Consider the following 20,371-nt stretch of genomic DNA (forward strand, 5'->3'; position numbering starts at 1 on the left):
GCGGTAAAAATTGTGCTCTGGAACGCGCTCGCTCAAACGGAAATCGTTGAAGAGCTTTTCTTGGTAGATCTTTTTTCCTTGCATACCATGAAATTAAGGAAAATTGCTAACTTGTGCAACAGGCACAATGGCTATAAGTAATTGCTTGTTCTCTCATACTTCTGAAAATCCTCGCGGATTTTCAGTTTGGTATGTACTTGCTAAATTAAACGCTAAACCACGCAACTACTAATAGCCGAGACCGTTGGAATATTATCTACAAAACTCCTTAATGAATAAATTATGACATACAAATATTCGATTTGCCATCCAAACAAAGAAAAAATTGAATATCGGAATCATCAAATCTCAGGAAATGAAGTATTAAACATTGCGAAAAACTATCCATGGCTTGATCAATTAATTTTATCAGATTCATTAGACCAGCATAAAGTTCACTATAGTCCTTCATTAGATTTCACTTGTATAGAAAACAAAAGAAGTTTTTGTTTGACCGCTAATTATGATGAAAAGCAGGATTTGAGTTTTTCATTGTGGTATAATCGCCCTAAAAAAGTAAAAGTGCTTTTTGGCATATTTGGAGAGACAGAAAAAATGGTAGTTGATGATGTTTGGTCATTTAGCTTAGACAAATCGTTAAAGTATCTCGAATATTTTGTAAATGGAAATTACTCAATAATTGAAGAGTTGTATAAAAAATAATGTTGCACAAAAATGGCTATAATTCAGCGTGGCTTCCATCTTATTTCAAAAGTTTATATCTTTTACTAGCTTGATTTATTGCGGAATAGTTCTGTGGACGATTCCACGCCGAAACCATAATCGAACTGTTGAACATAATTTGTATTCCTCAATTCACTCTCCCAAACTCCAAATCCTGAAAATCATAACTAAAATCCGTCAATGGCGAAATTGGGCTCATTGTAAAACCATTGGCTTTGCCTTCGGTGTCCAAACTGAAAGTAACAAAAGCATCTGCTTTTAATGAAGTGTCGTTCCAGCGCACCACATAGGTGGTTCCTTTATAAAAAGTCATTGTTCCAGTTAAGTCTAGAGATTTTTCGGCCTTAAATAGAATGTTTCCGTTTAGATTGCTGATAGCTACGTTACCAAACCAAACGTCTTTATAAGTGCCCGTATAATCTGCAGGGTTGGGTTTTGGCGTTTTGCTTTTAAGTTGCGCTGCAATGCTTTTTTCAACTGCCGAAACGATACTGTCCTCTTCCTTTTCACCAGCTAAACGACGGTCGTTATACTGCTTGATCCTGTCTTCGCCTTTTATCCCGAAATAGGCATCTTTAATAGAATTGGTAATTGCAGTAAATGCAGAACCGCTCTGTTGGTTGGTAAGCACGATAATACCCAAATCCATTTCTGGAATAAGGGTTACTTGACTAACAATACCATTCAGTCCACCCGTGTGGGTCACTTGAAAATAACCGTTTACATCACTTAAAAACCAGCCGAGACCATAGGCTGAAAAGTGTGTGTTGTAAGGACCTTTTCCACTTCTTAAAATAGTTTGTGGTGTCCACATTTCGTTATGCACTTTTTCGCTGAAAAGGCTGTTCTTTAAATTTTCACCATATTTTCCATCGTTCAATTGCGCCTCAACCCAAGTGCTCATATCGTTAATGGAGGCAAAAATTCCACCGGCTGGAGTAGCGATTTGAGTGAAAGTGTCTGCCGTTAATTCTAACTTTCCATTTACAGGGGCGTGGCCGTCAATTCTGTTTGCATCTGCTTTAATTTCAGGAATGGAAAGAAAGGAACGGTTCATTCCCAATGGTTTAAAAAAGTTTTCTGAAATATAATCGTCATAGGCTTTCCCCGAAACCCGCGCTATTACTTCGCCAGCAACAATATAAAGCAAGTTGTCATAATCAAACTTACTTCGGAAAGAGGAAACAGGTTTCAAATACCGAAGGTTGTGGATCATTTCGGCTTTAGTAGTTGTATTATTTGCGGGAAAAACCATCAAATCGCCAGCGCCAAGCCCCAAACCGCTTCTGTGCGTAATAAGATCGCGCACCGTGAATTCGTTGGTAACGTAGGCATCGTTAAGTTTAAACTCTGGAATAATGTCAGTCACTTTCGTATCCCACGTAAGTTTTCCTTGGTCAATTAGTTGCCCCAAAGCAGCTGTGGTAAAAGCTTTGGTGTTTGAGGCCACACCAAAAAGTGTGTTTTCATTTACTGTGGCATTTGTTTTTAGCGAGCGGACGCCGTAAGTGTTTTTATGATAAATCTTGCCATCCTTCAAAACCGCTACCGCCATTCCGGGAACGTCAAAGGTTTTCATTGTTTTTTGAACCAAGCTGTCAATCTGTGGCCCGGTTAAAGCTTGCGCATTGACTGAAAAATTAAAGGATAGAAGTAGAACGGAAAGGATTGCAATTTTGGCAGAAAAAGTTCTCATGTATAGAATTTATAATTGGAGTTTAAAGGTATTAAATCTTTTTCTTAAATTTAGGATAGCTAATCATTCACAAAGATTGCGACCCTAAAAATGTTTGTTATGACAGCAAAGGAATTTTGGGATGACTTCAAGGACTTTGAGGAAAGCCTTCGCCTCGATATGGATTTTATGGGGGAAGAAAAAAAATCCAGGACCTTTTCATACCTATGTGCACAGCTGGATGATTATTGTCTTGGTCTTAGCCCAATTGCTTCAATTTTAGGAAAGAACACGAACAAAAAATATGTTTTAACCATATCGTGTTCTGGCAAAATGGATTTGCTGTTATATGTGAATCGTTTGGTAGACATGGCGCCCGAAATTGAACATTGGGAGATCAAAGCTTTGGTAGCGGGCCAAATTGAAACGGACCCAAATATAATGTCTGAACCATTTAAATCTGACGACTTTAGCATAACGCCAAAAGATATTCGTTTTACGGTTTATTCCTGGGATCCTGAAAAGGGTATTTTCGATCTTTTAATATTACTTCCTTTGAACCTTGCAGAAGTGGATGATGACAAATTGGATAATGCCTTTAGAGCTATTTTTAAAGAGTTATGGGGCGAGCGTTTTGTAGGCGAAAAAATTAACTGTCTTTTCTTTACTAATAACGCCATTTTTGAGTATGACTTCCTAGATTTGGAAATACTTGAAGTTTGTCTTAATAGTTTTGAGTAGCTTTTTTACGTGGCGTCTTTACTCTTGTTTAATAAATTTCTTTGTAACGTTGTTTTGGTCGAAATCTTTCAGCCTAATAAAATAAATTCCATTGGAAAGGGCCGCAATATTCAAGGAATTTATACCCTCTTTATTTTCAATATTCAAAAGACGCTGCCCTAATTCATTATAAACAATAACTTCTACAATTGTTGAAGTACTTTTAATGTTCAGAACATCGCTCGATGGAATAGGATAAAGCGCAATGGTATTGTAAGTATTTTCTTCCACGCCCAAAGGCCCTAGGTTTTCGTACCATTTTATGGAATCGCTTCGCAAAGAACCCGTTAATATATCTATTTTGCCATTTCCGTCAAAATCCCCTGTAGCATTACCTAATGCACCATTAATGTTTGAATCTAAGATGTGTCTTTGCCCCAATGTTCCTAAACCATCTGTATTTTCGAACCAAGAATAAGTTCGCTCTACAAAATCTGAAATAAGTATATCAAGATCGCCATCTTGGTCGGCATCAAAAGTCTTAATTCGCTCTGCCGCTGGAATATTTTCTGCAAGTATTTTGCGAGTACTAAAAGTTGCTTGGCCATCTGTATTTTCATACCAAACCACCAAATCTTCATGTATTACGGAACCAATAATATCCATGTCTCCATCGCCATCCAGATCTGAGGGATAAAGTGAGAACGACCCATTTACATTCGCTTCAATAATGATCCGAGGTCCAAAATTTCCTTGTCCATCCAAGTTTTCATACCATGCAAAAAAGTCATCATTATATACTGCCGTTGTTATATCCAAATCTCCATCGCCGTCAAGATCTGCCGTGTAAATGGCTTCTGTATAACCCAGATCTTCTTCTACTATTTTAGGCTGACTAAAACTGCCTAAACTATTTAAATTTTCTAACCAGAAAATCCCAGAATCAAAAGACCCACCTATAATAACATCCATGTCACCATCGCCATCTAAATCGTCTGCATATACAAATGTGCTGGTTTCAGTGTTAGCTGGAAAAGATTGTATTGTAAAATTGCCCAAGCCATCTGTGTTTTTATACCAACTTGCATATCCATTAGGATCGGACGAAGATATAATATCTATATCTCCATCTCCGTCCAGATCTGCGGGATAAATTGATTGTCCGTATAAAATATTTTCACCTATAATCTGTGCGGGGCCAAAATTGCCTTGTCCGTTTGTGTTTTTAAACCAAGTAATAGTTTCTGCATCAACGTTTGTTGAAACTGCATCTAAAAACCCATCGCCATCAACGTCAGCGGCATGTACGTCATAAACGCCTTGTGCAGCGTGAATAGTACTTAAAATGATTTCACCCTGATAAGTTACTTGTCCATTATCGCTTGGATACCATGCTATTTTGTCCTTATAAAAGTTAGCTGTAAGTATATCCAGCCTTCCATTGTTATTTATATCTGCCATATTTAAGATATAATATCCTCCTCTATCAGTGGATGCAAGCGTTTGTTTGTTTCCAAAATTACCTTGTCCATTTGTGTTTTCGTACCAAGCTATTTCTAAATTTCCAACTGTAGAGACAAGATCCATATCTCCATCTAAGTCAATATCATCAATAACAAAACTACCGGCATCATCTGTAGTTATAATTCTTGCTGCTGAAAAATTACCTTGCCCATTTAGGTTCTCGTAATAAACAATACCCGCATTTCCACTTTTATTTGTTACAATATCGTTATCGCCATCTGCGTCTACATCAAACCCATAAATTGAAGATTCTCTTGAAATATCGTTATCAACAATATGTTCATTACTAAAAGTTCCTTGCCCATCTAGGTTTTCGTACCAAACCACTTTATGACCATAAAACGATATTGATAATAAATCTAAATCGCCATCGCCATCAAGGTCTGACGCTGCAATCTTTCGTGCAAAGTCTAAGCTAGTTGAAATTATATTTTCTGGACCAAAAGCACCAGCTCCGTTTATGTTTTCATACCAAGAGACTTTATCATCTCTAAAAGATGTTACAATCACGTCCAAATCGCCGTCACCGTCAAGGTCTTCAGCAATAGCGTTAGTTATTCCATCGCCACTAGTGGTTATTAGTTGTGGTGGGCCAAAGCTGGCGGAACCATTATTCTTAAACCAAACTGCTTTATTGATATCTGTAGAACCCACCAGAATATCCATAATTCCGTCTCCATCAATATCTGCAGCATTTCCGGAGGAAGGGGCAACTTCATTTAAAGAAATAATTTGTTGTGCTCCTAAATTTCCTGCTCCATCATTTTTATACCACGCAACTTTCTTATCATATTCTGAAGTGGAAACCACATCTAAAAGTCCGTCGCCATCCAGATCGGCAGAAAAAACAGCCCGTGGGCCATTGGTGTTTCCTTGGTCTATTATGGTATGAGGTTGAAAACCTACCTGTGCATTGGCTTGAGAGAAAAAAGCAAAGACAACTATTGTGGTGAATAATATCTTTTTCATGGGTTACATTTATTGATGAGCAATATATCAAAATTCTGTTGAAAGAAAAATGATAAACCACAATGGGCTAAATCAACTTCAACTGATTCACAATTTCCTGCAAAGAAGCTTTCGCATCACCAAAAAGAATACTACAATTGTCCAATCCAAACAGGTCGTTTTGTACTCCGGCGTAGCCTTTGTTCATACTTCGTTTAATAACAATTACTTGCTTGCTTTCGTAAACTCGGATTATTGGCATCCCGTAAACAGGGCTGTCGGGATTATCTTCTGCGGCAGGGTTTACTACGTCGTTTGCGCCCAAAACTAAGACTGTATCGTATTGTTCCATGTTTTCGTTGCCTTCATCCATTTCCTTTAAACGGGAATATTCCACATTTGCTTCAGCAAGAAGAACGTTCATATGCCCGGGCATACGGCCTGCAACGGGATGGATTATGTAATCTACCTCAACATTGCGTTTTTCCAACAATTGCTGAAGTTGTCCGCAAACGTGTTGCGCCTGCGCCACTGCAAGGCCATAGCCTGGTACAATCGCTACTTTTTGTGCATAAGAAAGCGATAAAGCGGTTTCTGAAATGCTGATTTCCTTTATATCCTGTTCTTCCTCTACTGCGCCGTTTTTACTCTTTTTAAAAGTTCCAGCAAGTACTTTTAGCAAGGAACGGTTCATAGCTTTGCACATCAAAAGCGTTAGCAAAATTCCTGCGGCACCCACAAAAATACCTCCTGCTATCATTGCCTTGTTTCCGTAAACAAAACCTGCAAAGGCTGTGGCAATACCTGTAATACTATTCAAAAGTGAAATAACCACTGGCATATCTGCACCACCAATGGGCAATACGAAAAGCACACCATAAATCATTGCGATTGTTGCCAAAACATACATAAAGGCAATAAAACTGATTGGAATTATTCCGAAGAAATAAAGCACGGGCAATACTAGCATCAACCCTAAAAGTATTCTTGCTGAAAAGATCACGGTTTTGCTGCGTCTGTCTTTCACTTTTCCAGCCAGTTTTTGCTCTGCGATTATACTTCCCGTTAAGGCAACAGCACCGGTAATTAAACCTGCAATAAGAAGTATTTTGTTGCCGAGAATAGTGGTCGCAGGATCCATTTGATTGGCTTCCATCAATCCCAAAAGCATTGCGCAGCCACCACCTGTTGCGTTGAACAAGGAAACCAACTGTGGCATTCCGGTCATTTCAACTTTGTCTGAAAGACGTTTGCCAATAACAGTTCCAATGGCAATTGCCAAAAGCATAATTATTAGATTGGTATAAGGAACGGTTGCCGTTAGAGCGGCTACAAAGGTGAGTACCACGGCAAGGACCATTCCCATAGCTGCTATTAAATTTCCCGTTTTTGCTTTTTTTGGGGAACTCATAAATTTCAGTCCTCCCAAAAAGGAAAGTGTGGCAATTAAATAACCTACTTCGATGATTGCGTACATGGTTTTTTATTCTGAAGTTGTATTTTTATTAGAAATAGAAACATTTAAAAAAAGACTAAAACATAAGGCATACTTTCTGTTTGAGGGACCTTATGTTTATGTCTTTCAAAATTGAGTTAATAACCTGAGAGATTATTTTTTTGGACTGAACATTTTCAGCATTCGGCCCGTAACAAAAAATCCTCCGGAAATATTAAGAGTGCCAAGAAAAACAGCGATTCCCCCTAAAGTGAGGTTTAGGTAATCGTCTTCCGGCACCCGAAGCATTACAATGATTGCACCAACCAAAATAACGCCGCTTATGGCATTAGCGCCACTCATAAGCGGTGTGTGTAAAATAGCGGGAACATTGGAGATTACTTCTATACCAATGAAGACACAGAAAATAACAAAATAAATTTCTTGGATGTGTTGATTTATGAAATCCATAGTTAAGCTGGTTGTAGTTGTTTGGTGAAATGTGGATGCGTCCATTCGCCTTCATACATTATTTGGGAAGCGGTTAGCAATGGATCATCGTCTTGGCTTTCTGCTTTTTGCTTATATTTTAAAAACGCGAAATAATTATTTGAAAGCAATTTTGAAGCGGCAGCGGGTATTTCAGCCGAAAGGCTTGAGTTTCCTAAAATAGTAACTCCACTGTGCTTTATTGTTACCTTGTTTCTTGAAAGTTCGCAGTTTCCGCCTTGTTCGGCTGCTAGGTCAATGATGACACTGCCAGGTTGCATCGCTTCCACAGAGCGTGTTTCAATGAGTAGGGGTGCTTTTCTTCCGGGAATATTTGCGGTACTGATAACTATGTTTGCCGTTAGAATATGATTGTGGATCAACTCTTTCTGCTTTTTTTGGTATGCTTCACTTTGTTCCACCGCATAGCCTCCTGCATTTGAAGATTCGGCATAGCCTTCTACTTCAATAAAGGTTGCGCCAAGGCTTCTTACTTCTTCTCCAGCAGATTTTCGAACGTCAAAAGCTTTTACTATCGCACCTAAACGACGGGCAGTTGCAATGGCTTGTAGACCTGATACGCCAGCTCCTAAAACCAAAATCTTGACGGGAGTTAATGTTCCCGCAGCTGTTGTGAACATGGGAAACACCCCGTTATACAATTCCGAAGCTTTAATTACAGACCTGTATCCTGCTAAAGAAGCCATGGATGAAAGCACATCCATAGACTGCGCCAAGGTGGTTCTGGGCAAAAGGTCTAAACTGAAAACGGTAGCGCCGTGTTTTTGATAAATAGCGAGTTTAGAATCATGAAAGAGGGGGTTGAAAATACCAATGAAGCAACAACCCCCCTTCATTTCCACTTCGCTAAAAGTATGGTTAATGGATACGATGGTATCCGAATTTATAAAAATTGATTCTCGAGATTGGCATGTGGCGCCAGCTTGCACGTATTCGTCATCTTCAATTTCTAGCGAACTACCCAGCCCGGGCTCAAAAAGAATGTTGAGCGCTAACTCCCCGGTAAGTCTTTTAACTTCTTTGGGTAACAAACAAACCCTCGGATCGTTTGGGGTTTTAAGAATTCCTATTGTCTTTGGCTGTGGCTGTTCGCTCATAAATTTTTATTGAAATTGCTTTCTTTTATAGACTATTTGCTTAGAACATTGAAGTATTCTTCTTTAACTTCTCTGTATTTTTTTAAATGCGCCAAATAGGTTTTTCTGAACTTTTCGTGTTCTGTTATATAAAACATATCGCAGTCAACATCTTCGCACTCTGCAGCTTTCGGCAAACTTTCTTTATATTTTAAAAAGGTATTAATAGCAGTGGTGTTTATTTCTTTTTCATGGACCAATTTATCGAGTATGGCTTTAGAGTCAAAGATTTCCGAAAGTTCCATCTTTCCAAGTTTCAATAGATTGTTTATCTCTTTTTCGATATAATTGAGATGCTCAATCCAATTTTCCAATTCGATGGAACTATTTTTAAAAGTTATTGCTTCTGGGGAATCGTGATCGTAAATCTGCATGATGTTAAATAAAAATTGTTAATGATAAATACTATAATAGTACGTCAATATCAATAGGTTTTTCAGCCTGCCTAACGCGGGTAATCTGTAGTTCTTTAGTGCCATTAGGAAAGTTCCATATTATGGAATCGCCTTCGGCATACCCCATAACTGCCGATCCCATAGGGGCTAAAATGGAAATCTTGTTTGCCGCAATATCGCGGTCAGTAGGAATTACCAACTGAAATTCTGTTTGCCAAGTTCCAGACTGAACTGTAACCACACTGTTGAAGCGAATTACATCTGCTGGCATTTCTTCGTGGTCATAAATGATTGCACTGGTTAGCTCTCCGCTTAGTTTTTTAAGAGAAACCTTGGTGTTTTCGTCTTTATAATAGCCTGTAACGTTTAGTAAACGCTTCAAAAAAACGTATTCTTTTTTCTCTAATATCAAATTTCCATATTTCATGGTTTCTATTTCAGTATTAAAAAAGATGGGACATCGCTGCCTTTTAAGACAACTGAGGAGAGATGTCCCATCTTTAAGGATTCAAATTAATTAAGGAAATATACCTCTTAGGATGTATGCTTTTTCAATACGCTCAATGGCAATGGCAAAAGCAGCCGTACGCATATCTATTCCATTTTCTTCGGAATAGGCTGTAACTTTTTTGAAGGTAGAACGAAGTTTTTTCTCCAGTTTCTCCAAAATTTCATCCATTTGCCAAAGCTCGCCGTTACGGTTCTGAAGCCATTCAAAATAACTTCCTATTACGCCACCGGAGTTGCACATAATGTCTGGAATAATAGTGATGCCACGCTCAATAAGTATTTTTTCGCCTTCAATATCTGTTGGGCCATTGGCTCCTTCAGCTATTAAGTTTGCTTTTATTGAATGTGCATTTTCTTTTGTAATCTGGTTGCCCAAAGCTGCTGGTATGCAAATGTCGCAATCCAAGCCAAAGAAATTTTTCCCATCCATAGCGGTAGCTTCTGGAAAATCTACGATGCTTCCATTGTTAGCTTTTCCGTAATTGAAAAGATCTTCAACCGTAATTCCTTCTTTGTTTTGAACACTTCCGAAGGCATCTTGTACACCTACCATTTTTGCGCCTTCGTTTTCAAGGAAATGAGCAGCCCAATAGCCTACATTACCAAAACCTTGCACGATAAATGTTTTTCCTTTTAGGCTTTCGTTATTCTTTTCAGCCCAAAATTTAATTGTCAAAAATACACCGTAGCCAGTGGCACGGTCACGACCTTCCAAACCGCCGCTACCTACAGGTTTTCCTGTAACTACGTGTTGGTTTTTAGAACGCTCACTAGTACTTTTAGTACTCATATAAGTATCTGCAATCCAAGCCATTGTTTGGTCATTGGTGTTCACGTCTGGAGCGGGAATATCGTGCTCTGGACCAATATTTTCACCTAAAGCATAAGTGAATCTACGCGTAATGCGCTCCAATTCTCCTTTTGAATATTTTGAAGGGTCAATCTGGATTCCTCCTTTTGCACCTCCGTAAGGCAATCCTGCCAAAGATGTTTTCCAAGTCATCCACATTGCCAAAGCACGCGCAGCGTCAATATCTACGGTTGGGTGATAGCGAAGCCCACCTTTGTATGGCCCAAGCGCGTTATTGTGCTGCACCCGGTAACCTGTAAATATTTCCACTTCGCCATTGTCCATACGAACTGGGAAGTGAATAATGATTTCAGTGTTTGTGATGCTAAGAATTTTGCGAACGTTTGGGTTCAGATTTATTTTGTCTGCAGCGCTGTTGAATTGCTCCAACACGTTGTCCAACATTCCTCTTTTAACAGCTTGCTGTTTCTCCACGGTTTGTGTGTTTGTCATTTTAATAATTGTTTTAAATAGTTGCCATTTCTGGCATTCTTTTATTTATTTTCAGTAAAGGTTCAGGGGTGCGGTGTTGCAGTTCGTCGAACTCACTACAGGAAAACACCGCTGAATGATTGTGCGTTAGCACGCAATAAGCAGCGTGTGCACATTCAGAACAAAGGTTTGTAGGGTTATTAATCATAGGTACTATTGTTTGCCATTCCTATTAGCAAGCTGTGTGCCATCAAAAGAAATTATTTTTAAACAACGCGCAATCATCTGATAGACAATAAATTAAAGCCTTTAAGAAGAAAGGTGTAAGAAGAAGTAGTTGGGGTATATTTTCCGCAGTGGGGAGAAATTACTCAACAAATTCAAATTCCAAAAATGAAAAAAATTCCAAATTCCAAAGATGTGTATTTGGATTTTTGGGGTTTAGGAAAGGGGAAGGAGCCAGTAAAAAGCACAACTTCGAATTAACGAATCTTCAAATTATCAAATCAACTAATTTTCCCGCGAAGGGTTTTGCGGTCAATCTTTAGAATTTCTGCTGCCTTCGTTTGGTTGTTGTCGGTAGCCGCTAGTACTTTTTGGATGTACTTTTTCTCCATTTCCTTTAAAGGAAGCAGATCATCCTCTGGAAAATCAATTTGGTATTTTAAGGTTTCGGGCAAATCTTTTACACCTATGGAGCGGTCACACATAATTACGGCACGCTGAACCACGTTTTCCAGTTCGCGAATGTTACCGGGCCATTCGTAACGCTGCAAAAGCGCTTGGGCCTCAGGGTCTATGGTAATATAGCGGTCTTTGTATTCATTGCCGTATTTGAAGAGAAATTTGTCGGCCAACAATGGAATGTCTTCCTTTCGCTCCCGCAGTGGAGGAACATTTATTTCCACGACTGTTAATCTATAAAAAAGGTCTTCCCGAAATGTTTCCTTTGCAATCATTTCCGGTAAGTTGCTATTTGTGGCTGCAATTACACGAACGTCTATTTTTTCAGTTTTTCGTCCGCCAACTTTCATCACCTCTTTTTCCTGCAGAACCCGCAATAGTCGCGATTGTACAGCCAGGGAAGCATTGCCTATTTCATCCAAAAAAATGGTACCGCCATTTGCTGCCTGGAAAAAGCCTTCGCGGTTATCATTGGCTCCGGTGAAGGCGCCTTTAACATATCCAAAAAGTTCCGATTCCAGAAGATTTTCAGGAATACCACCGCAGTTCACCGCAATAAATGGCGCTCTCGAAAACTTGCCGTTATAGTGAATAGAACGCGCCACAAGTTCTTTTCCAGTACCGCTTTCGCCACTGATAAAAATGGTGGCTTTATTGTCTTTAACGCGGTCAATTATTTGGGTTACGTTTTTAATGGCTTCACTTTCCCCAATTATTTCGTTGTATTTTTTTGTTTCTGAAGTTTCAATTGAACCTTGTCTCTTCTTTTTTGTAGAAAGCGATTTTAGAACGCCCTGTTTTAATTCTTCTTTTGTAAATGGCTTCACTAAATAATCCACTACGCCAGATTTTATTGCAGAAAGCGCATCTTGTACCGAAGGATAGCCTGTTACAACCAATTTTGGCATATTTGGGTAATGTTCTGAAGCAAACTGAATGAGTTGAAAGCCATCAACTTCGGGCATTTTCAGGTCGGTTATCAATAAATCTATTTCAGTATCGCGCAGAATGGCAACGGCTTCTTTTACCGAAACGGCTTTGTACGTGTGATAGTCGAGCGAATGCAGGTGTCGCTGGAGAAGTTCCAGAATGTTGATGTCGTCATCTACTATTAGTATGTTTTCCTTTTTAAGCATCGGTTTTATTGTTTCGGAAAAGTAATAATAAAAATGGCACCCGTAGGATTATTTGGTTGGTAATCTATAGTTCCACGGTGGCTGCGTATAATTCCGTGCACTACGCTAAGTCCTAATCCAGAGCCATCTCCCACAGCTTTGGTAGTAAAAAAAGGCTGAAATATTTTCTCAACATTTTCAGCGGAAATTCCCGGACCTTCATCTGAAATTTTAAGTGTAATTTTCTTTTTTGTTTCTTCCAAGGTAATTTTAATCAAACCATTTTTGGGTGAAAAATAAATTGCATTTAGCACCAAATTGAAGATTACTTGCGTCAACTGTATGGTGTCAGCCTTCATCAAAACTTCACCTTTTGGAAGATTTACTTTGTATTTTACTTCGTTCTTTTTAAAGGTTGGGTCTAGCAAATTCACCGCTTCGTTTATTACGGGAACGATGTCTGTCTGACCTAAGTTCTGAGGCATTTCGCAGGCAAAGAACATCAGTTTTTTCACCACTTCCCGAGAGAAAATGGCACTGTTGATTATTTTATTGAGGTCTTGAGTGTTTTGTGTATTATCAGTTTCCTTGCTTTTCAGCAGTTCGGCGAAGCCCAAAATATTTGCAAGCGGTGTGTTTAGCTCGTGAGCTATTCCGGCGGTTATTTCACCGAGAATGCTCAAACGGTCTGCGTGCTCCATTTTGCGTTTCATTACCACTTCGTTTTCACGAATGGCAACGCGTTCCAGCAAATCGCCAACATTGATAGCAACGTTTTTCAACAATTTCTTTTCTTCCGTTAAAAAATCTTTTTTTGTGAATTTTCCTGCGGGATAATGAATTTTGATGAATCCTTTGGGCTCGTTAAAAACTTTGATATTGCTTTCAATAAGTACAGTTTTTTTCGGAATTGTAGAAGAAATAAGGTGAAAAGGGGCTGAGATAATTTCGACGGTTGCATACTTACTGTATTGTAAAGATTTGCGCAGACTGAGCGCGATTGAATACAGTGTTTTGTCAAGTTCTTTATAGTCGTTATTTACGATGATGGAAGAAACTTCGTATAGACAAGTAAGCTCTTTAATGCGTTCTTTAAGATTTCTTTCCAGTGTCATAAAAGCCGTTCAATCTTTTTTCAAAGGTATCAAATTATAACGGTTATGTGTAGTAATAAGGCAGATGTAAAAAGCGAAACAGAACATTTAAATGACATGGACTTTTTCAGAAAAAGAAAAAAATATGTTTTTAAGACCTTACCAATTGTGACGCAAGCCCAGGATCCGTTCCCATTATATATTGTGTTTTGGCACCGATGACATTTTGATCGTAGTTTAAATCTGCCAAAAGCAGCGGTACAGTGAGACCACTTTCGTCTATCTCCAACGAAATATTTTTGAAGATTGTTATTTCAGTTGAAACTGCAATGAAATCGTAATTGCCGAGTTGTTCTTTGGAAAAGTGCGTTTCTTTTTCGGGAAAATGAAAGCTTTCTTTTTTAAAGTTTAAACTATTCTGAAGTATTTCAGCTTTATTGAGGGTGAACACGGCTTCAGAATTTTCATAATAATCCTTTTCACTTTTATTATCTTCAATTGATAGATATTCCTTTTTCTTGTCCGTATCAATAAGCGCCAAATGGAGTGAGATTTTTTCAGGTATTAAAATAGCTTCTTTTTTTAACTGTGGCAATAGATTATAGGTAATGTCAACTTGTGGTTCGCGAAGTAGTGCGTGCTGCATACATTCCAATAAAAGAATGTCTGCATCAAATTCTGAAGGGATAATGAAATTTGAAGCGTCGCAATGATAGATTGCTTTTATGTATTCATAGGCGTCAAAGCCTTTAATGATCTTTTTTAAATTTTCAATGCTAATGGTATTTACTTCTAGCAAAATTAGTTGTAGTTCGGAAGGTTTATAAAGTGAAAGGAGGGGCAAAATTAATGTTGCGTAGGGACCTGTTCCTGCATAGAGAATGGTGACGGGTTTTTTAGGATTCTTTATAAGAACTTCTTGAATAGCTTTGTGTATCCCCGTTATAAATTTACGGGTGCGTGTTGTATCCTCAAGACACATTCCCGCCCATTTGGGGCCTATTGCTTTTCCAGCTAATAGAGCTATGTTTTCAGAATTTACGACTCCCTTTTGGTTTAGTCCTGAAACTCTTTCCAAAAGCAGTTTTAGTTCTTCAATGGAATTTTTCAAAACACCAGAATCAACCTCTTCAGAAATTAAAGTTTGAGTGATTTTGGCTAGTTTTTTTTTGACCTCGTTAGTCGGCATATTTTAATTTTTGGCACCGCTAATATATGGTTAAAATGAATAATTAAATTTACGTGTTACTACGTATAGATGTCTTAGTGTTAAACCATAACTTGCAGAATTGAATATTTTATAAGTTTATTTTTTAAAAAAATAGTTGAGAATAATGTCTGTTTTCAAAAATTTATAAGCTCTAAAACCATTAACCTACCAAATTATGAACAACACTACTTCCCGCAGATTATTCATGCGAAATTCTGCTTTTGCCATAACTGGACTGGCTGTATTAACTCCCGTATTAACAAGTGCTTTTACAACATCTGAATCTCCGTATTTGGGTTATAATCAATACGCCAATACAAAAAGTGATTTAAGAGCTGGAATTTTCAATACTAATTCAGTTGCCGTTAAAGGAATCATTTATGAAAAAGACGGCATTACTCCTTTAAAAAATGCAATTGTAGAAGTTTGGCATCTTTCTCCAAATTCTTCTAAATATAGACATCGCGCAAAGCTTCAGACTAATGAAGAAGGCAAATATGAGTTTATAACCGATTTTCCAAATAAAGAAGAAGGCAAAAGTGCACGAATTTTTTTCAAGGTTTCAAATTCTGAAGATTCCACTTTCACAGAATTAATTTTAAATAGTTCCGGAGCGCACATTACTGGCGTTCACTGGGAGAAAAACCAGCAATTGGGAAACAAATTGTTTCCTAAAAAAGAAGACTTTTTAAATCAATCAACGGTTCAATTCAATATATCAATATAAACATTCTAAAACTTAAAAATTATGGACCCAATTCTCGGACAGATTCAAGCATTCGGATTTAATTTCGCGCCACGTGGCTGGGCTAAATGTGATGGCACACTTCTAGCTATTAGTTCAAACTCAGCGCTATTTTCCTTATTAGGAACCACTTATGGAGGCGATGGAAGAACAACATTTGCGCTACCAGACCTTAGAGGTAGATCTGGACGGCATCAAGGAACTGGTCCAGGGCTAAGCACTGTAACTATTGGACAAAGATCTGGTTCTGAAACCCATACCCTTACTGTTCCTGAAATGCCTTCTCACAACCATGTTATTAACCTGGGCGCAAAAGAAGAAGGGAATACCGACAGTCCGAGTGGTGCTTTTATAGCTGGAGATGGCACAAGCTCTTTTGGAACCTCCACTGATGTCCAAATGGCTACCAATTCAACTTTAAATTCTGGAGGAAATATACCCTTTAATATTCAAAATCCTTTTTTGGTAGTAAACTACTGTATTGCAACACAGGGACTTTATCCTTCAAGAAATTAATTATTCAACGATATAATTTAATATTTCATTTAAAACTAAAATATTATGGACCCAATTCTCGGACAAATTCAAGCATTCGGATTTAATTTTGCGCCACGTGGCTGGGCTAAATGTGACGGCCAACTTTTAGCTATTAGTCAAAACACGGCTCTTTTTTCATTATTAGGAACCACGTATGGCGGTGATGGTAGAACCACATTTGCATTGCCAGATCTTAGAGGTAGATCTGGACGGCATCAAGGAACTGGTCCGGGACTAAGTCCTGTATCAATGGGACAAAGAGCTGGTTCCGAAAGTCATACCCTTATTGTTACTGAAATGCCTTCTCACAACCATGTTATTAATCTTGGTGCAAAGGAAGAAGGGAATACCGACAATCCGAGTGGAGCTTTTATAGCTGGAGATGGAACGAGCGCTTTTGGCACCTCTAGTGATGTTCAAATGGCTCCCAACTCAACTTTAAATTCTGGAGGAAATATACCCTTTAACATACAAAATCCTTATTTGGTAATAAACTACTGTATTGCATTAGTAGGTATTTTCCCTTCAAGAAATTAATAATAACCCCCTTATTTTAATAACAAAATCTCCCCAGATTGAACTTAATAAAATTAAAAATTATGAAAAAAATTACTCTATTAATCGTCCTACTTTTTGTAACCTATATAGGTAATAGCCAAACAACATTAACCGCCGGAGATATTGCTTTCGTTGGAAGTAATTCCGATGGAGCAACCAACGCTGATGACACAGTAGCATTTGTTCTTCTCAAGGATATTGATGCTGCAACCACTATAATTTTTACTGATATGGGTTGGAATGATGGTACTGGTTTTTTTGCAATTAGTGGTGATGGTGAATTTACTTGGACTTCTGGATCAGCTAGAAGCGCGGGTGATGTTGTAACAATAGATATGAGTCCCTTATTCCCAGCTGCTTATAGCTCCATTGGGGATCAGCTTTTTGCCATTCAAGGATCAACTGCAGCACCTATATTTATAGCTGGACTACAGTTTAACGATGCCCCTGGGGATGATGCAAACTGGGACGGTGCTGCAACTACCAATTCTACTTCGGCACTTCCAAATGCTTTGGTTACAGGAACTACGGCTGTTAGATTGGTTCCTGAGTCAGATAACTGGCAGTTTAGCTGTGCATTGGCAGGCGGTCCCGTTACTGGTACTGCGGCTCAAATACGTGCAATTGTAAACAATAGAGTAAATTGGGTAGATAGTCAAAGCGTAGCTTATAATCCAGCCTTGGAAGCTGGATGTACTTTTACAATTAGCACAGGGGGTGATACCACTCCACCTGTAATTTCATGCGCACCTACTCCTGCGCCTATCATAGCAGGAACTAACGGAATGGCCGCCATCCCAGATTTGGTGAGTGGAACCACAGCAACAGATAATGTTTCAATACCTGCCAATATTACGATTACACAATCTCCAACAGCTGGAACTATGGCTGGTGTTGGTGTTAATTCAGTTGTTTTAACTGCTACTGATGAAGCAGGAAATACTGCAAGTTGTACCATACCTGTAACAATAAACGAACCACCTTCCACAACATTAGCGTCGGGCGACATTGCTTTTGTGGGTTTTAATTTAGATGATACTGATTCTTTTGCTTTTATAATTTTGAAAGATATAATTGCAGGGACAAATATAAAATTTACGGATTGCGGTGTTACCAACCCCAATACAATTTCGTGTGCAGGTGCAGGAGGTGATGCGAGTGCAACTTGGTACGCTTCTTCTGCAATGAGTGCAGGAGATATTGTTACCTTACCAGGTAGTTTTATGGCTGGTAGTGTTTTGTCCTCCATTGGAGATCAGCTATTTGCTTATCAAGGCACAGCGGCTTCCCCCAATTTTATTACTGGAGTTCACAGTAATGTAGACCCAGGGGTTACAAACGACACCGATTGGGACGGAGGAAATACTTCAAGCACAACAACGTCTTTACCAGATCAATTGACCAACGGTGTAAACGCTATTAGACTTTATGTTGCAGGAGCTCCTGAAACAGAGGTTGATAACTGGCAGTTTGATTGTTCTTCCGTTCCTGGAGGAGTTCCAATTACTGGGACTGCTGCTCAAATTTCGGCAATAATCAATGACATTCAATATTGGGTAAATAATGATGCCACTGAATTCGTACCTACTGCAAATTCTGGTTGTGGTTATTCAGTCATACTTACCTTATTTGCAGCTCCAGCTGATTTATGTATTGATGCTGGAGTGCAAACTAGTCTTGGTGGAGGAACACCTACTGGTGGGGTATACAGTGGTCCAGGAGTTACCGATGACGGTAATGGTTTGACTTACAGTTTCGACCCTGCTACGGCGGGAGTTGGAATACACACATTAACTTATACAGAAAATGGAAATTCTGCAACAGATGATGTGGAAGTCTTTGCTTTGGATGACGCTTCGTTTAACTACAGCGCTGCTTCCTATTGTGCAAATGATGCAGATCCTACCCCAACCATTACTGGTTTAGGTGGAGGAACTTTCACTTCAGGAGCAGGATTATCAATTAATGCTTCAACCGGAGCAATTGATGTGTCCGCCAGTACACCTGGAACATATACCATTACATACACAACAGCTGGAACTTGTCCAAATGCTGCTTCTGTTAGTGTTACTATAAATGCTTTGGATGATGCTTCATTTAACTACAACGCTGCCAACTATTGTGTAAATGAGACAGATCCTACCCCAACCATTACAGGTTTAGGTGGAGGAACTTTCACTTCAGGAGCAGGCTTATCAATTAATGCTTCAACCGGAGCAATTGATGTGTCCGCCAGTACACCTGGAACATACACAGTTACTTACACAACAGCTGGAACTTGTCCAAATGCTGCTTCTGTTAGTGTTACTATAAATGCTTTGGATGACGCTTCGTTTAACTACGGGGCTGCTTCCTATTGTGTAAGTGCTGCCGATCCTACCCCAACAATTACAGGTTTAGGCGGAGGAACTTTCACTTCAGCACCAGCAGGCTTATCAATTAATGCTGCAACAGGATTGATTGATGTGTCCGCCAGTACACCTGGAATATACACGGTTACTTATACAACAGCTGGAACTTGTACAAATAGTTCTGGGGTGAGTGTTACTATAAACGCTTTGGATGATGCTTCGTTTAACTACGGTGCTGCTTCCTATTGTGTAAGTGCTGCCGATCCTACCCCAACAATTACTGGTGTAGCTGGAGGAACTTTCACTTCAGGAGCAGGCTTATCAATCAATGCTGCAACAGGAACGATTGATGTATCTGCAAGTACACCTGGAGCATACACAGTTACCTACACAACGTCTGGAACTTGTCCAAATATTTCTAGTGTTAGTGTTACTATAAATGCTTTGGATGATGCATCGTTTAACTACAGTGCTGCTGCATATTGTGCAGATGAGGCAGATCCTACCCCAACAATTACCGGTGTAGCTGGAGGAACTTTCACTTCAGGAGCAGGCTTATCAATTAATGCTGCAACAGGAACGATTGATGTATCTGCAAGTACACCAGGAACATACACGATTACATACACAACGGCTGGAGTTTGTACGAATAGTTCTAGTGTTAGTGTTACTATAAATGCTTTGGATGATGCTTCGTTTAACTACAGTGCTGCTGCATATTGTGTAGATGCGGCAGATCCTACACCAACCATTACAGGATTAGGTGGAGGAACCTTCACTTCAGGAGCAGGATTATCAATCAATGCTGGAACAGGAACGATTGATGTCTCTGCCAGTACACCTGGAGCATACACAGTTACTTACACAACGTCTGGAACTTGTCCAAATAGTTCAAGTGTTAGTGTTACAATAAATGCATTACCAACCGTAACATTTTCAGCGCCAATGAGCCCTGTTTGTCCGAGTGCAGTATTAACTGGGCAAGGAGGAGGAACTCCAATGGGAGGTGTTTATAGTGGCCCTGGTGTTACGGATGATGGAAATGGTATGACATACACATTCGATGCAGGTGCTGCGGGTAATGGAACACACATATTGACATATACCTTTAGCGATGCTAATGGATGTACAAATAGTGCTTCAGATTCTGTGACTGTAGAGGATACCGAACCTCCAGTTGCAAACTGTGCGGCACCATTTACGATCCAACTGGATGTTA

Annotated in this window: 18 protein-coding genes; 6 read left to right on the top strand and 12 right to left on the bottom strand. The window is 39.1% G+C overall.

Going from position 1 to position 20,371, the window contains the following annotated elements:
• The first annotated feature begins 282 nt into the window (after window positions 1-282).
• Window positions 283-702 carry a hypothetical protein gene (locus ESU54_RS17190; protein ID WP_111846016.1) on the top strand — a complete coding sequence of 140 codons (420 nt, stop codon included), beginning with the start codon at window positions 283-285 and terminating at the stop codon, window positions 700-702.
• A gap of 148 nt (window positions 703-850) precedes the next feature.
• Here the strand turns inward: ESU54_RS17190 and ESU54_RS17195 are convergent, their stop codons facing one another.
• Window positions 851-2,419, bottom strand: a complete 1,569-nt coding sequence (locus ESU54_RS17195; protein ID WP_111846017.1) for a serine hydrolase — start codon at window positions 2,417-2,419, stop codon at window positions 851-853.
• 99 nt (window positions 2,420-2,518) lie between these two features.
• Between ESU54_RS17195 and ESU54_RS17200 the strand changes: the two genes are divergently transcribed.
• Window positions 2,519-3,139, top strand: a complete 621-nt coding sequence (locus ESU54_RS17200; protein ID WP_146744055.1) for a hypothetical protein — start codon at window positions 2,519-2,521, stop codon at window positions 3,137-3,139.
• 18 nt (window positions 3,140-3,157) lie between these two features.
• On the opposite strand, the gene ESU54_RS17205 is transcribed toward ESU54_RS17200, so the two are convergent.
• From ESU54_RS17205 to ESU54_RS17250, 11 genes are all read right to left on the bottom strand, one after another.
• A complete protein-coding gene (locus ESU54_RS17205; protein ID WP_111846019.1) occupies window positions 3,158-5,611 on the bottom strand; it encodes a T9SS type A sorting domain-containing protein in 2,454 nt (817 codons plus the stop codon).
• Between the two features lie 67 nt (window positions 5,612-5,678).
• Window positions 5,679-7,067, bottom strand: a complete 1,389-nt coding sequence (locus ESU54_RS17210) for an NAD(P)(+) transhydrogenase (Re/Si-specific) subunit beta (RefSeq protein WP_111846020.1) — start codon at window positions 7,065-7,067, stop codon at window positions 5,679-5,681.
• A 132-nt stretch (window positions 7,068-7,199) separates the two neighbouring features.
• Complete coding sequence (locus tag ESU54_RS17215) at window positions 7,200-7,496, bottom strand: NAD(P) transhydrogenase subunit alpha (RefSeq protein ID WP_111846021.1); 297 nt, start codon at window positions 7,494-7,496, stop codon at window positions 7,200-7,202.
• Between the two features lie 2 nt (window positions 7,497-7,498).
• Window positions 7,499-8,632, bottom strand: coding sequence for an NAD(P) transhydrogenase subunit alpha (locus ESU54_RS17220; RefSeq protein WP_111846022.1), 1,134 nt, complete (start codon window positions 8,630-8,632; stop codon window positions 7,499-7,501).
• 32 nt (window positions 8,633-8,664) lie between these two features.
• The gene (locus ESU54_RS17225; protein ID WP_111846023.1) at window positions 8,665-9,045 is read right to left on the bottom strand and encodes a hypothetical protein; all 381 of its coding nucleotides are present in this window, start codon (window positions 9,043-9,045) and stop codon (window positions 8,665-8,667) included.
• Window positions 9,046-9,076: 31 nt separating this feature from the next.
• Window positions 9,077-9,493 carry a GreA/GreB family elongation factor gene (locus ESU54_RS17230; RefSeq protein WP_111846024.1) on the bottom strand — a complete coding sequence of 139 codons (417 nt, stop codon included), beginning with the start codon at window positions 9,491-9,493 and terminating at the stop codon, window positions 9,077-9,079.
• Window positions 9,494-9,583: 90 nt separating this feature from the next.
• Window positions 9,584-10,879 (bottom strand): Glu/Leu/Phe/Val family dehydrogenase, encoded by a 1,296-nt coding sequence (locus ESU54_RS17235; RefSeq protein WP_111846025.1) that lies wholly within the window; start codon window positions 10,877-10,879, stop codon window positions 9,584-9,586.
• Window positions 10,880-10,892: 13 nt separating this feature from the next.
• Entirely contained in the window at window positions 10,893-11,066 is a 174-nt protein-coding gene (locus tag ESU54_RS17905; RefSeq protein ID WP_160113321.1) for a hypothetical protein, read from the bottom strand.
• A 298-nt stretch (window positions 11,067-11,364) separates the two neighbouring features.
• Window positions 11,365-12,678, bottom strand: a complete 1,314-nt coding sequence (locus ESU54_RS17240; protein ID WP_111846026.1) for a sigma-54-dependent transcriptional regulator — start codon at window positions 12,676-12,678, stop codon at window positions 11,365-11,367.
• A gap of 5 nt (window positions 12,679-12,683) precedes the next feature.
• Entirely contained in the window at window positions 12,684-13,772 is a 1,089-nt protein-coding gene (locus ESU54_RS17245) for a sensor histidine kinase (RefSeq protein WP_111846027.1), read from the bottom strand.
• Window positions 13,773-13,902: 130 nt separating this feature from the next.
• Window positions 13,903-14,940 carry an SAM-dependent methyltransferase gene (locus ESU54_RS17250; protein ID WP_111846028.1) on the bottom strand — a complete coding sequence of 346 codons (1,038 nt, stop codon included), beginning with the start codon at window positions 14,938-14,940 and terminating at the stop codon, window positions 13,903-13,905.
• A gap of 196 nt (window positions 14,941-15,136) precedes the next feature.
• On the opposite strand from ESU54_RS17250, the gene ESU54_RS17255 reads away from it, so the two are divergent.
• The 4 genes from ESU54_RS17255 to ESU54_RS17270 form a co-directional block, all read left to right on the top strand.
• Entirely contained in the window at window positions 15,137-15,688 is a 552-nt protein-coding gene (locus ESU54_RS17255; protein WP_111846029.1) for a hypothetical protein, read from the top strand.
• Window positions 15,689-15,709: 21 nt separating this feature from the next.
• Complete coding sequence (locus ESU54_RS17260) at window positions 15,710-16,222, top strand: phage tail protein (protein ID WP_111846030.1); 513 nt, start codon at window positions 15,710-15,712, stop codon at window positions 16,220-16,222.
• 45 nt (window positions 16,223-16,267) lie between these two features.
• Complete coding sequence (locus ESU54_RS17265; RefSeq protein WP_146848180.1) at window positions 16,268-16,780, top strand: phage tail protein; 513 nt, start codon at window positions 16,268-16,270, stop codon at window positions 16,778-16,780.
• A gap of 62 nt (window positions 16,781-16,842) precedes the next feature.
• Window positions 16,843-20,371 (top strand): beta strand repeat-containing protein (locus ESU54_RS17270; protein WP_146848181.1); only part of this gene is annotated, 3,529 nt, incomplete at its 3' end.

It is taken from the genome of Aequorivita antarctica, from assembly GCF_007997155.1.
Taxonomy (GTDB): Bacteria; Bacteroidota; Bacteroidia; order Flavobacteriales; family Flavobacteriaceae; genus Aequorivita; species Aequorivita antarctica.

Bases quoted from the DNA above. Each gene is read 5' to 3' on its own strand.
- ESU54_RS17225 (WP_111846023.1), bottom strand. From the start codon at position 9,045: ATGCAGATTTACGATCACGATTCCCCAGAAGCAATAACTTTTAAAAAT.
- ESU54_RS17265 (WP_146848180.1), top strand. From the start codon at position 16,268: ATGGACCCAATTCTCGGACAAATTCAAGCATTCGGATTTAATTTTGCG.
- ESU54_RS17260 (WP_111846030.1), top strand. From the start codon at position 15,710: ATGGACCCAATTCTCGGACAGATTCAAGCATTCGGATTTAATTTCGCG.
- ESU54_RS17250 (WP_111846028.1), bottom strand. From the start codon at position 14,940: ATGCCGACTAACGAGGTCAAAAAAAAACTAGCCAAAATCACTCAAACT.
- ESU54_RS17230 (WP_111846024.1), bottom strand. From the start codon at position 9,493: ATGAAATATGGAAATTTGATATTAGAGAAAAAAGAATACGTTTTTTTG.
- ESU54_RS17255 (WP_111846029.1), top strand. From the start codon at position 15,137: ATGAACAACACTACTTCCCGCAGATTATTCATGCGAAATTCTGCTTTT.
- ESU54_RS17195 (WP_111846017.1), bottom strand. From the start codon at position 2,419: ATGAGAACTTTTTCTGCCAAAATTGCAATCCTTTCCGTTCTACTTCTA.
- ESU54_RS17220 (WP_111846022.1), bottom strand. From the start codon at position 8,632: ATGAGCGAACAGCCACAGCCAAAGACAATAGGAATTCTTAAAACCCCA.
- ESU54_RS17205 (WP_111846019.1), bottom strand. From the start codon at position 5,611: ATGAAAAAGATATTATTCACCACAATAGTTGTCTTTGCTTTTTTCTCT.
- ESU54_RS17240 (WP_111846026.1), bottom strand. From the start codon at position 12,678: ATGCTTAAAAAGGAAAACATACTAATAGTAGATGACGACATCAACATT.
- ESU54_RS17210 (WP_111846020.1), bottom strand. From the start codon at position 7,067: ATGTACGCAATCATCGAAGTAGGTTATTTAATTGCCACACTTTCCTTT.
- ESU54_RS17235 (WP_111846025.1), bottom strand. From the start codon at position 10,879: ATGACAAACACACAAACCGTGGAGAAACAGCAAGCTGTTAAAAGAGGA.
- ESU54_RS17200 (WP_146744055.1), top strand. From the start codon at position 2,519: ATGACAGCAAAGGAATTTTGGGATGACTTCAAGGACTTTGAGGAAAGC.
- ESU54_RS17190 (WP_111846016.1), top strand. From the start codon at position 283: ATGACATACAAATATTCGATTTGCCATCCAAACAAAGAAAAAATTGAA.
- ESU54_RS17245 (WP_111846027.1), bottom strand. From the start codon at position 13,772: ATGACACTGGAAAGAAATCTTAAAGAACGCATTAAAGAGCTTACTTGT.
- ESU54_RS17215 (WP_111846021.1), bottom strand. From the start codon at position 7,496: ATGGATTTCATAAATCAACACATCCAAGAAATTTATTTTGTTATTTTC.
- ESU54_RS17905 (WP_160113321.1), bottom strand. From the start codon at position 11,066: ATGATTAATAACCCTACAAACCTTTGTTCTGAATGTGCACACGCTGCT.